Raw genomic sequence first — 13726 nt, 5'->3', positions numbered from 1 at the left:
GGAGGAAGTTTATTTTTATGACCTTCAAAAGCTTCTTTTTTGAAAAAATAAAAAGCATTTGAAATCTATATTAATTAACCTTAACCCCAAATTTTATGAAAACAAAAATTACAATGCTCAAAACCAATGAGTTTTACTCATTATCAAAGAAATGGTTTTTAATTTTTTTATTTTCTTTACTAACTCCTTTTTGTGCTTCTGCCATAACGGTAACCAGTATCGCTGGTCTAGTTGCGGCAGCTAAAAATTCGAATCAAACGATTAATATGACTGCTGGAACCTATTATATGGCAGATTATCTTACTCCTGCCGTAATTAGTGCTACCGTTCCTGATGCCATTGGGAGAGCTGCTATGATTAACTTTAGTGGAAGTAACAACACTTTTAATCTTACTGGTGTAACTATTATAGTAGATACAGCCTTGTTAAATGATTTTGGGAAACCTGTCATGGAGCTAAGTATATCGGGTAATTATATAACGGTCAATGGGTTGACTATTACCGATATTGGAACTAGTCCTACTCATAATGGAGGACAATCTGTAGCAGTTGATGGTAATAATTGCAATATTAATGATGTTACCTTAAATGTAGCGGGGTCTTCTCCTTATGGCTATGGTGATTTACTTGGAAAAGGAAGTCCAAATCTGGTTAGCATGAAGAAACATAGTGGCATGTTAATTAGTGGGATAAATGATAATATTACACGTTGTACAATTATATCAGCGGCATTTGGACATTTGTTTTTTATTCAAGGAGGACAAAATGCTGTTTTTACAGACTGTTATGCTGAAGCGGTTACCAGAACCACAGCTTCTATGCTTGCTGAAACTTCAGGTACAGCTTATAATTTGGGTTTTGCTTCGGTTTATGCTAATTATAACGGAGATAAAGTAATTACAACTGGATATACTAAATCACTAAGTGAATGTGGGTATCGTACGTATGGTAGTGGAGGAGTAAATGGCAATACTACGGGTGCTATTTCTTTTATAAATTGTAAAGCCAAAAATGTCCGAAGCGGATTTGCTTTAAACGAAACTAATGGAGATATCAGTCTTGTAAATTGTGAAGCTATAGGTTGTGAAGCTGGTTTTAATGTGGCTGATGGGGTTACTGTAACCTCAAGTCGAGGGGATGCTGTTAACGGACCTTTACTATTTGCTGAGGGTACAGCGACAACAGTTGAATTAGAATTGATACCTACGCTCAATACGACTACTTTACACGCTATTGCTTGTATTGCAGGTACGGGTCATAATGTGAAACTGACCAAGTATCAAGGTACAAAAAGATCAGTTAATAGTCCTATTTTGATAGGGTCAACAGCAGGGGCTGGAACCAATCCCTTTTCACCTTTTGGATCAGCAGTAACGACTGGTGTCACATTGAATAATTATACAGGAATGCCTGTAACTGTTGGGTCGAATGTAAGTAGCTCTTTTATCGGAAGTGATGGTGTAATTACAAATAATGGAGCATCAAATAATCTCTCGATTCATACCGAAGCTGAAAGCTATTCTTCAATGAGTGGTGTTCAAACTCAAACTACAACTGATACCGATGGCGGACTAAATGTAAGTCACATAGATACGGGTGATTATATGAATTATTCCATAACGATTCCTACTGCAGGAACGTATTTTATTGATTACCGTTTAGCCAGTTTGGCAACCGCTGGTAAAATTAATTTTTATGTTAATGGAACAAACAAAAAAGCGACACCATTACCTGTTTCTGGCGGCTGGCAAACTTGGACTAACAAAACAACCAGTGGTATAGCATTTACGCCGGGAACTTACTCGATTAAGGTAGAAGCGGCTATTGGAGGTTTTAATCTTAATTGGTTTAAATTAACGACATTGAATCCAGTAAGCGCTAAATTTTTAGTTGATAGAGAAAAAATAGCATCTGAAACAGAAGATTTAACCATTTATCCTAACCCCGTAACCGATTTGCTTCGTATTGCCAATTCTGAAAATGCCAATGTACAATTATCTGATAGTCTGGGTAGAATAATTTTAACTCAAAAAATGAGTAGTAATTCAGAGTCCATAGATATGAGTAAAATGGGGTCTGGAATTTATTTTGTAAAAATAGACACAGGTGAAAAAGTAATAACGAAGAAGATTATTAAAAAATAAGAAACAGTATTTTCGAAAAAGGATACAAATTTAGACATCCTAATCTAATTTTTAAAACAGCAGTAAATGAAACGTTTGCTGCTGTTTTTTGTGTTTAAAAAACGGTAAATTTTTAGGATTATACAATTATCTTCGAAAATCTGCGTGCTGATTTTTTACACTCAGATTTGCACAGATTCACGTAGATTTTTTTTTTAAGAAAAGCGTTTGATAAATATTCTAAAAAAGCGTTAGATAGAATTATAAAGTTTCAAAGGATTAAACTGTGCGAATCATTTTAACCTGCCTGTCTGCTGGCAGGGCTGTGGGAATTGTAGTGTTTTCATTGGCAAACTTTTAGTCTGACTACCAAATCTATGAAATAGAGGTTTAGTCGGGCCTTAGAATCACTGACTTTTCTTCTTTATAAGTGTTAAAAAAAGAATGATAATTTATTGATTATGAGTGATAAATTATACTTAATTTCTCATGATGTGTGTAATATTACATGTCAAAAAAAAGAATTTTATATTAACCCAACCAAAGAATGAATAAAAAAATTACTCTAAAACCCATTACGACTCTTATACTTAAAAAAAGCACTTTCTATTATTTGATTCTATTATTTTTAATAGGCCATACGGTTCAAGCGCAGTTTGTCCATCCGGGTTTATGGCATAAAAAATCAGATTTAGACCGAATGAAATATATGGTTGAGGCTCAAAAAGAGCCTTGGATAAGTTCTTTTAATAATCTAAAAAGTGATGCCAAATCGAGTTATGATTATGCCGTAAGGAAAGACCCTAACGACCACACACTTTCGCGAGAAAATCCGAGCCACCAACGCTATCAATACGAATCAGATGCGCTGGCTGCTTATCAAAATGCATTAATGTGGTACATTACAGGCGATACGCGACATGCACAAAAAGCAGTTGAAATATTAAATGCTTGGAGCAAGTTAGTTAATTTTTATGGAGGAGGAACCGAAGCACTTTGTGCAGGTTTGTATGGAGCACCCTTGATTAATGCCGCCGAAATTATAAAAAGTACCTATACAGGCTGGGCTGCCAATGACATACAGGCGTTTAAAGATATGTTGGTCTATCCCGGATATTCAAATACAACGATACCTCAGGCGGATATTAATAATGATAACGTTACTTTTTATTGGAGAACCTTTATGGGAGATCCGGGGAGGCATGGGAACCAAGGGTTGTTAGCTTGGCGAACCGTTATGGCTATAGGTGTTTTTTTGGATAATGAAATTATTTACGAACGTGCTTTACGTCAGATTCAAGGATTACCTCACAGGGCTGATGACATTCCTTATCCTTCTGGACCAGCGATTGTAAACCCAACACCTCTGGCATCTTCTAATGAATATTACGATGAATTTCAGTTGTTAAGTAGAGGGACTACTATTGAAGATTACGGATACGATGATCAAATCCAGCATTATATTTATGACAATGGACAGTGTCAGGAAAGCAGTAGGGACCAGATTCATTCGTCCTTAGGTATTGGAACAATCGCTGAAATGATGGAGGTGGTATGGAATCAAGGTAAAGACTTGTATAGCTTTTTAGACGATAGAATATTGAAAGGTTTAGAATTCACAACCAAGTATAATTTGTCTTATGCGCAATCGTATCCTGACCAAACAACAGCTTGGGAACCACCTGTTTTTTACCAATATACTACCCGTTCAGGGCGTTGGAAATCATTAAAAATGAATCCTTGGGTAGGAGCTGATTTAGCACGCAACAGTAGAGGAGAAGAGGGGATTTTGAGACCTATTTACGAAATGCCAGTGGCTCATTTTACCGTTCGATTCAACAAACCCAATGAGGCTTTGTGGATTACGAGAGCCAGAGAATATGCCATTAATGCGAAAGGGTATGAAAAAGGAAACGGAACAGATGCGCCAGGTTGGGGAGGTTTGAGTTTCAGACGTCCTAACGGTTGTGCTGGAGATCCTATTAGCGGATTTAGTTCAGGGCTTCCAGTGTATGCCATGAATGTATTGCCTACCACTATTGAAGCGGAAAATTTTGATTTTTTTGCAGCCAATGGCGAAAACAGAACCTATCACGATACGACACCAATTAATACTGGAGGTGTTTATCGCACCGATGAGAATGTTGACATTAAAGCTTGTTCAGAGGGAGGCTATAATCTAACAGCAATTGAATCAGGCGAATGGCTGACCTATACAGTTAATGTACCAGCAAATGGAACCTATGCGATTGCGATACGTTATGCCTCAGTGAATGCAAACGGAAAAATTAAATTCAATTTCAACGGAGTAGATGCAACTGCTGAAGTGGCGGTTCCTTATGGAGCTTCTCATTCCACAGGGTTAACCGATTGGAAAAACTATACCGTTGCCACGGGTGTTCATTTGAACAAAGGAGTACAGTCTATGAAGATTTTGTTTTCAGGTGCCAATAACGCATTCGAACTAAATAATATGACCGTTTCTCTAATAGCGGCTGACCCTGATCCTATCAATTTGGCGCCAGTTCGTGGTGTCGCTACCCAATCCACCACGGCTTATGATGGAGTACCAGCACGTGCTATTGATGGTAATACCAATGGACTTTGGGCAGGAAACTCGGTGAGTCATACTGCACATGGTACTAATGGTTCCAATACTTTAAAATGGTGGCAAGTAGATTTACAGGCAAATTATACAATAGAAACGATTACCATCTACAATAGAACTGGCGGAACGAGTTATAGCCAAGACTTGAACAACTTTACGGTGGAAGTAATCAACAAGAGCGGAGTTGTTGTGTATTCTAAATTGATTACTGCTTATCCTAATCCTTCTGTGACCATCAGTACGGGTGGTGTAGTAGGTAGTGTTGTTAAAATTTCAAAAACCTCAGATAGAGCGATTCAGTTGGCTGAAGTTGAGGTGTATGGGGTTGATATTCCAGTGCTTTCGAATACAAAACACCAAGTGAGTTCCTCGAAAATATACCCTAATCCAGTGAAGGATATATTGACCATAACGAACAGTGAGGGCGCATCCCTAGCGGTTTTTACCTTGTCGGGAAAATTAGTGTTGGAGAAAACAATTGCACATAATCATGAGGATATTGATGTAAGCCAATGGAGCAATGGTATTTATTTGGTTCGCATCACTTCCAATGGCGAAGCTAGAACCGAGAAAATGATTAAAAACTAACGCTTATTAGTTTGGATTGGCCATTTGCTTTCAAAAGAGGAATGGCCAGTCCTAAAAAATCCATTCGATAATCCCTACTATTATTTGGATGTGATTCTAAACAAAACAAAAGTTTACAAAATCAACTGTTTTTTATTTGAAAAAGGAACGGTTTTGTGAATGAAAACAGTCTTCTGAAATTAACCAGTCAGAAGATTTTAACCAAGAAAATAAATAACCTATTAATTAACCAAAACCCCAAAAAAAATGAAAAACAAAAGGAAGGGACTCACGGTCCTAATCAGTAAAAACAAAACGTTGAAAGGCATTGCTTTATCGTTTTTAATGACTATTTCGGCTCAAGCGCAATTTGTTCATCCGGGTATTTCTCATAAGAAATCCGATTTAGACCGAATGAAATATATGGTTGCCGCCCAAATTGAACCTTATTACACCTCGTACCAAAACATGGTAGCCGATTCCAAATCGAGTTATAGTTATGTGGTAAGAGGAAATTCGAGTTTTACGGAATTAGGACGAGATTCTGGAGTAAACTACGGTGCTTGGAATAGTGATATTCGCGCAGCCTATTACAATGCCATCAGATGGTACATCACTGGTGATAGTCGTCATGCGGATAAGGCTATCGAAATTTTTAATGCTTGGTCTAATCTTACTTCGGTTACCAGTAATGGAACCGACTCGCTGAGTGGCGGAGTAGGCTACATTATGGTTGAAGCTGCTGAGATAATCAAGAATACCTATTCGGGTTGGGCAACAGCTGATGTCAACAAATTCAAAGCGATGTTAGTATATCCTGGCTATTCTACTACAACAGTGCCTACAGGCAATACAACCTTCTATTGGAAATCCTACCAAGGAGATCCAGGCAGACACGGAAACCAAGGGCTTTCGGGTTGGCGTACGGTGATGGCAATGGGAATTTTTCTAGATAACCAAATCATGTATGATAGAGCTTTACGATACATCAAAGGATTGCCTCATCGTTCAGATGATTTGCCTTATCCATCAGGACCTCGTACCAGCACTACTTTAATTTCTTCAACAGAATATGTAGATACTTACAATTACACCGTAGGCAGCTCCATTGCTGATTATGGGTACAATGAGGTAATGACCAATTATTTGTATTCCAATGGACAGTGTCAAGAATCCTCAAGAGACCAAGGACATGTGCTTTTTGCTTTAGGCTTATTGAATTCGATGTCTGAAATGGCATGGAATCAAGGTGAAGATTTATACGGTCATCAAAGCAGCCGATTGTTAACAGGATTGGAATATTCTTTAAAATACAATGTGTCTTTTGCTAATTCGTATCCTGATCAAACGACTCCTTGGGAACCTACTGGTTTTCTGCAAGGATTTGATAGAACCGCCCGCTGGTATTCTAAAGCCATCAGTCCAATAGGAAGAGGTGATTTTACGGCCAATCGTCCGAATTGGGAAATGGCAACGGCACATTATATTGGAAGAGGGTTTAAAACACCTACAGAAGCGCTTTGGACACAACGTGCTAGAGATAAATCCATTGAAATTAGTGGTTATGAAAAAGCAGGCTGGACCAATGATGCTATTGGCTGGGGCGGACTTACTTTTAGAAGGCCTGCAGGTTGTTATGGTGACCCTATTAGCGGTTTTTCAGGAGGTTTACCTGTGTATGCGATGAATGTTTTGCCAGGGACTATTGAAGCAGAAAATTATGATTATTCTCCAGTAATTGGAGAAGACCGTACGTACAACGACACTACTACTGGTAATGCAGGTAATCAGTACCGTACGAATGATAATGTGGACATTCAGGTGTGTAACGAAGGAGGATATAACGTAGGCTGGATGACTTCAGGTGAATGGCTGACATATACCTTGTATGTTCCTACCACGGGGAATTATGATATTTCGATTCGCTATTCCGCCAAGAATTCATTAGGAAACATTAAATTTTATTTTGATGGAGTAGATAAAACAGGTGCTATTACGGTTCCATCAACAGGAAATTTTACCACTTGGGGAACGTTTACCGTAAAAACAGGAGTGGCTTTGACAAAAGGCGTACAGAGTTTGAAAATTTTGGTAGGAGGGACTTCAACTTCGTATAATTTGAACAAATTTACGATTTCAAATTCGACTGCAAAACCAGCGGATGCTATGGGGAAATCCATCACAATTGATGGCGATGAGGAAACGGCAACTAAAGAGTTTTCGGTATTTCCAAGTCCGGTAACTGAGTTGTTAAACGTGCAATTTCCTGTGATGAATGATGGGATGTTGTCGGTTGTAAATGCCTCAGGTACTCAGGTGTATGCTAAAAAAACCTCCGGTAATGAAGCGGTTATCGATATGAGTAAAATGGCTTCGGGTATTTATTTTGTAAAAATAGACAACGGAGAAAAAGTAGTCACTAAGAAAATAGTAAAAAAATAAAGAACAGTTTTTTGTTCACATGATAAGCCTAAATAGAAAATAAGAGCTTTGGGTTTGTTTTAATGGGTTAAAAAAGCGCAGATAAAACATAGTTTATTAAAAATGAACTATAGTTTATAGGCGCTTTTTTTTATATCAATTACTTTTATAATGCTTAAAATTATGCTGTTAGATTGCTTTATTAAAGATAATTCGAACAGCAAAAAATATAATTAACTAACCAACATTATGAATAAAAAATTACTATTGAAATGTTTAATGAGAACAACAAATCACTCCTTATTTTGGGTTGGAGTACTGACTTTGTGTTGTTTCAATATGCTTCAAGCGCAATTTGTACATCCGGGAATCACTCATAAAAAATCAGATTTAGACCGAATGAAGTACATGGTTGAAGCTCAGATTGACCCTTGGTACACTTCGTATCAAAATATGGTAGCCGATTCTAAATCAAGTTACAATTATGTGGTGCAAGGAAAGGAAACTTTTACTGAGCTAGGCCGAGATTCGGGAGTGAATGAAGGAGCATGGAATAGTGATATTCGTGCGGCCTATTACAATGCCATTCGTTGGTATATAACAGGAGATTCCAGACATGCCGAAAAAGCCATTGAAATATTCAAAGCGTGGCGTAACCTGACTTCTGTGACTAGTGGCGGTACCGATTCATTGAGTGGCGGTATAGCATATATTATGATTGAAGCCGCTGAAATTATCAAAAGTACCTACAGTGGTTGGGCACCAGCCGATTTGCAAGCATTCAAAAATATGTTGGTCTATCCTGGCTATTCTGATACCACACCAGTAACAGGAGCTAATAAAACATTTTACTGGATGGCGTATCAAGGGGATGCGGGCCGTCATGGTAATCAAGGGCTTTCAGGTTTTCGTACGGTGATGGCTATGGGGATATTTTTAGATAACGAAAAAATATACAATCGTGCCCTTAAGTATATTAGTGGAGATTTAAGTTCTCATTTGAATGATATTCCTTATCCAGCTGGGCCTAGTACGCACACAACTATAAAAACAGCTACTTCCAATGAATATGCCGACGATTACAATATTGTCAAGGGAACTTCAATTCCTAATTATGGCTATAATGAAGTGATGACCAATTATATTTGGGAAAATGGTCAATGTCAAGAAAGCTCTAGAGACCAACAACATACCATGTTTGGAATAGGATTGCTTACCTCCATGGCTGAAATGGCATGGAATCAAGGAGTTAATCTGTATGCAAATGCAAACGATAGATTGTTATTGGGGTTAGAGTATAATATGAGATACAATGTTTCTGCCATTCAATCTTATCCAGATCAGCCAACTGCTTGGGCGCCTACTGTGGCATCGGGCGAATTCATTCAGCGTTTTGATAGAACAGAGCGTTGGTTTTCTAAAGCAATAAGCCCAGATGGGATTGGTGATTTTAGTAGCAGTCGACCTGTTTTTGAAATGCCACTTGCCCATTATATAGGAAGAGGAATTAAAAATCCAGCTGAAGTAAAATGGATTAGTCGTGCACGTGACAAAGCCATTGAGTTAGCTGGTTACGAAAAAGCCGGATGGACCAATGATGCCATAGGTTGGGGCGGACTTACAGCGCGCAGACCTGATTTTTGTTATGGTGATCCAATAAGTGGTTTCGACTCGAATAATTTGCCTATGTATGCCATGAATGTGGTGCCGAATACTATTGAAGCTGAGAATTTTGATTATGATCCAATAAATAAAGGCGAAGGACGTGTTTATCATGATGCTACTACATCCAATACAGGAGGAGCTTATCGAATGAAAGACAATGTAGATATTGAAACTTCTGGTGGTGGGGTTATCAACCTTACAGGAATAGAATCGGGAGAGTGGCTTACGTACACGATTTCGGTTCCTGAAACGGCATTGTATAGTTTCAAAATGAAATATGCCGCCTCACAAGCGGGTGGGAAAATCAAAATATCTGTGGCAGGAGAAGACAAAACCACTGAGATTGCTGTGCCTTTTGGAGCACCCAATTCCACAGGAAGTACTGATTGGAAAGAATTTATTGTGACCAATGATATGGTGTTGAACAAAGGTGTTCAAAGTTTAAAACTATCTTTTTCAGGTACCTCTGGGGCATTCAAATTGGATAATTTTGTGCTGACCCAATCGGGAATAGTAAAACAAGATCAAACGATCAAATTTTTTACCATTTCACATAAAGTTTTAGGGGCAGCCGATTTTGATCCTAAAGCGACTGCAAGTTCAGGTTTAGGAGTAACTTATACCAGTTCTAACAGCTCTGTAGCAACTATTGTAGGAGGCAAAGTCCGTATTGTTGGAACAGGAACAACTGTTATAACGGCTAAACAAGCAGGAGACGCTTATTATAATGCCGCTCCTGATGTAACACAAAATCTTCAAGTGGTTGCTGCAGCTAATGGTACTGTGAGCTTGAATGTTGTGGCTGATTCGTACGTGAGGGATGCTGCTGCCTCTACTAATTATGGTACTGCAGCAGCAATGGTAACCGCTGCCGCTGGTCGTTATGCCTATTTAAAATTTGATTTAAGTGCTATTCCAGGACCGATAGTTTCTGCTAAACTTAAATTATATCAAACAAACTCTATTAAATACGTTCGAAATGTGTATGATGTTGCCGATGATAGCTGGACAGAAACGGGAATTAATTGGAATAACAAACCGTCCTTTGGAGATGAACGTGCTAGCATTACCACCAAAAATGCTTGGAATGAATGGGATGTTTCTTCTTATACTGCCCAAGAGTATAATGGTGATAAAATAATAAGTTTAGTAGTAAAAGATCCTGTAGCGAGTGCTAGCGGTGTTGACTTTCAATCCAAAGAGAGTACAACGGGTTATATTCCCGTTTTAGTTATTGAATATTATGACCCTAGTTTGAGTGTTAAAACTGACGAATTAAACTTAGGAATTTATCCAAATCCAGTAATCAAAGATCTTACGATTTCATTAGCCAATACAAATTTGGATTCCAAAGATTTAAAAGTGGAAATATTTGCTATGAATGGACAAAAAGTATGGGAACAAAAATCGGATAGTACTAGTGAACTGAACTTGAATTTAGAGGGACTTCAAAGAGGAAATTACATCATCAAAGTAAGCGATCAATCTAAAGTAATTAGTAAAAAAATCATCAAATTATAAGGGAGTGCCCTTTTGATAGCATGCCATTGGGAAACCTTATTTTGTTAGGGTTTTTCAATGGTTTTTGTGGTTTATGGGGTATAATGAGTATTGTTTTATAGACAAAAGGACATAAGTTATATTTTTTGTAACCAAAAAAAAATAAGTTTGGTATCGGTGCTTTTTGTCGTTTTTAGTAGGACTAAAACAGCATCGATAGGGGTTGTGACGGAATGAGAATAATACGTGTTTTTTTAGTGCGGTTTTCTTTTTTCTGTGTTTGAAACAATCCTAAATACTCCAAAAAACAACATTAAAATGATGACAAAACTAAAAGGGCTACTTGCAATTGCCTTATTTTTTTTAAACTGGTGTGGCTATGCTTTCGCCAATGAAACAGCCACAACCCCTCCTTCGCAAACTGGTAAAGCCAATGAAACCCTTCGCTATAGCTTTACGATAACCAATCACAAAAATACTACTGAAACTTATTTTTTGAGTGTGCTTAATCCAAGGGATTTGGCTTGCGAAACTTCTTTGACCAGTAGCAAGGTAACATTAGAACCCAATCAATCATTCGAAGGACAGCTTTCGGTTGTGATGAACAAAAGAATTCCGTTAGGAGGTCACGAATCCAGTTTTGTATCTGTAAAAGATGAAAAAGGGAATGAAGTTCAAAAACTGGAGTTTGTTTCCGTTCGTGAAATGCCACATCCATTTTTATTGGTAACTCCTTCGGTTTTACAAGAAGCCGAACAAAAGGTAAAACAGTACAGTTGGGCAAAAAACAACAGGGACAAACTGATAAAGGAATTGGCAAACTTCAAGTTTCCCGAGCACAAAGTGGTGACCAAACCCCGTCCGGTAAAAGTGTGGTCAAGTTTGAATTACAGTCCCAGTGACGGTGAAAACGCGTTTAAGTTGGCCTTGGCGTATAAGTTAACAGGAGACAAAACCTACCTGAAAAAACTAATGACTTTTATAAAATTAGTTTCGAATAAAGAAAAGGGCTATTTGTCTGTAGGTGCTGCTACTTATGGCGTTCAGGTACACGAGGGGAATTTCTTTTTGTTTCTGGCTGCAGCCTGCGATATCATTTATGATGAACCTGATTTCACAACAACGGACCGTGAAAATATAGTGGCTACCTTTCGTCATTATTTAAAACAAAACCGCCAGAGTATGGAACCTTTGGGGATCATGAATCACCAAGCAAGTGCCAATGCAGGGGCGATTTTAGTGGCGTTGTATTTGCAAGATATGCCCGAATTACACTATTTGACCTATGCTGATGGAGGCATGGCAGACCAAATAGGGAAAGGCGTCATGGGCGATGGTTGGTGGTTTGAAAGTACAGCCAATTACTGTTATTTGGTGGTGCAACGCTACGCCTTAGTAGCACAAGCGTTTAAAAATTATGGTTTGGATTTATACCATACCCGTTTTCCAGTTAAATTTAAGAGTGTTGATTTTGAGAATTGTAAAGAAGGATTTACAGGCATGAAGTTTGACAATTGGGGAGACCCCGGCAAAAATACTCGAGGCATAGAAGATATGGTAACTCCTTACATCGCTATGATGGATGAAGAGGCCAATGTGGTTTCTAGTAACGATTCGAATATCAAAGAACCAGAAGATTTTTATGAATTGGCCTATCGCGAATACAAAAGAGAGGATTTGGCTTGGGTAATTGGCAAAACCAAAAGAGAATCATGGGTGTCCTTATTGTATGGTGTGCCTGAATTGCCCCAAGTGAAGGACCCTAGAACCGAATCGGCGTATTTGCCAAACGTAGGTTTGGTAGCTTTACGTTCTCAATCGGAAGCTAAAGGAGCGGCTAACCAAATTCAAGCGTATGCCAAATATGGAACGCATGGTGGGTGGCACGGCCATTTTGATAGAGCAAGTTTGATTGCTTTGGATAGAAATGGACACAAATATTTTGGTACCGAAATGGTTTGGTTTGGCTACGGTAATCCAGGGTACAAAGAATGTGTACAAACTTCCGCAACCCATAATATGGTGGTGGTAGATGAATTGCAACAAGAAGCCTTGCCGTCAGAACAATTGTTATTTTATAAAGGAAAGCAATTGCAAGCCAGTATTGTGGAAACCAATGCCAGATGGCGCAACATTCCGCGATGGAATGCCGATAAATTTCCACCTTGGGAAGACACGGATTACGCTCCCGATTTTAAACCCGTTCAACAACGCCGTTTAACCGTGGTGACTGATGATTATGTGGTGATTGCAGATTATATGAAATCCGATAAAAAACACAACTACGATTGGTTGTTACATCCTGTAGGATTCCAATCCTTGGAAGGAGTGAAAAAACAAGGACCAATTTTAGAGCAGTTAAGTACCAATGAAAATTCGCCTTACCACTATTTTAAAAAGGCACAATGGTATCAAGCGGCTAAAGGTGCATCGGCTCAATTTGATGATAACGGAAATAAATTAGACATTCATAGTTTGTGGCCTAAAAAAGCAACGGTGTTTTTGTGTAATTATCCTGTAGGAGGGAAACAACATTTGATAAAAAACAACCCTGAGCGTAAAACGTATGGTATGCGAGTTACCGAAAGTGAAGTGGTTTTTCTACATCTAATAGAGCCGTATCAAGGGAATAGTACTATCGAAAAAATAGAATCAAAAAATCCAGAGGAAATTACGGTTTATTTGAAGAATGGTAAAAAACAACAGATTCAAATCAAAGGTTTCAAAGGTAATTCGCCCGAAATTCTATTGAATACCTTTGAAAATAATAAAATTATCCATACAGAAATAGCCAAATAAATTTCTTGTCATTGGATGGGAAAAACAACGCAGCTCATTTGAT

Annotated in this window: 5 protein-coding genes; all 5 read left to right on the top strand. The window is 38.2% G+C overall.

Features of this window, described 5'->3' with window-relative positions:
- Positions 1 to 95: 95 nt before the first annotated feature.
- The 5 genes from K5R64_RS12730 to K5R64_RS12710 all read left to right on the top strand — a co-directional run bounded on the left by K5R64_RS12730 (position 96) and on the right by K5R64_RS12710 (position 13683).
- A complete protein-coding gene (locus tag K5R64_RS12730) occupies positions 96 to 2144 on the top strand; it encodes a carbohydrate-binding protein (RefSeq protein ID WP_220763931.1) in 2049 nt (682 codons plus the stop codon).
- 526 nt (positions 2145 to 2670) lie between these two features.
- Complete coding sequence (locus K5R64_RS12725; protein WP_220763930.1) at positions 2671 to 5319, top strand: T9SS type A sorting domain-containing protein; 2649 nt, start codon at positions 2671 to 2673, stop codon at positions 5317 to 5319.
- 246 nt (positions 5320 to 5565) lie between these two features.
- Positions 5566 to 7740 (top strand): carbohydrate-binding protein, encoded by a 2175-nt coding sequence (locus K5R64_RS12720; protein WP_220763928.1) that lies wholly within the window; start codon positions 5566 to 5568, stop codon positions 7738 to 7740.
- Positions 7741 to 7968: 228 nt separating this feature from the next.
- The gene (locus K5R64_RS12715; RefSeq protein ID WP_220763927.1) at positions 7969 to 10905 is read left to right on the top strand and encodes a DNRLRE domain-containing protein; all 2937 of its coding nucleotides are present in this window, start codon (positions 7969 to 7971) and stop codon (positions 10903 to 10905) included.
- 297 nt (positions 10906 to 11202) lie between these two features.
- A complete protein-coding gene (locus tag K5R64_RS12710) occupies positions 11203 to 13683 on the top strand; it encodes a heparinase II/III family protein (protein WP_220763926.1) in 2481 nt (826 codons plus the stop codon).
- The last annotated feature ends 43 nt before the right edge of the window (positions 13684 to 13726 follow it).

Source organism: Flavobacterium sp. UMI-01, from assembly GCF_019656315.1.
Taxonomy (GTDB): Bacteria; Bacteroidota; Bacteroidia; order Flavobacteriales; family Flavobacteriaceae; genus Flavobacterium.
The sequence above is the reverse complement of the archived record's forward strand: the minus strand, read 5'-3'. Positions and strand labels throughout refer to the sequence as shown.

Bases quoted from the DNA above. Each gene is read 5' to 3' on its own strand.
- K5R64_RS12730 (WP_220763931.1), top strand. From the start codon at position 96: ATGAAAACAAAAATTACAATGCTCAAAACCAATGAGTTTTACTCATTA.
- K5R64_RS12725 (WP_220763930.1), top strand. From the start codon at position 2,671: ATGAATAAAAAAATTACTCTAAAACCCATTACGACTCTTATACTTAAA.
- K5R64_RS12720 (WP_220763928.1), top strand. From the start codon at position 5,566: ATGAAAAACAAAAGGAAGGGACTCACGGTCCTAATCAGTAAAAACAAA.
- K5R64_RS12715 (WP_220763927.1), top strand. From the start codon at position 7,969: ATGAATAAAAAATTACTATTGAAATGTTTAATGAGAACAACAAATCAC.
- K5R64_RS12710 (WP_220763926.1), top strand. From the start codon at position 11,203: ATGATGACAAAACTAAAAGGGCTACTTGCAATTGCCTTATTTTTTTTA.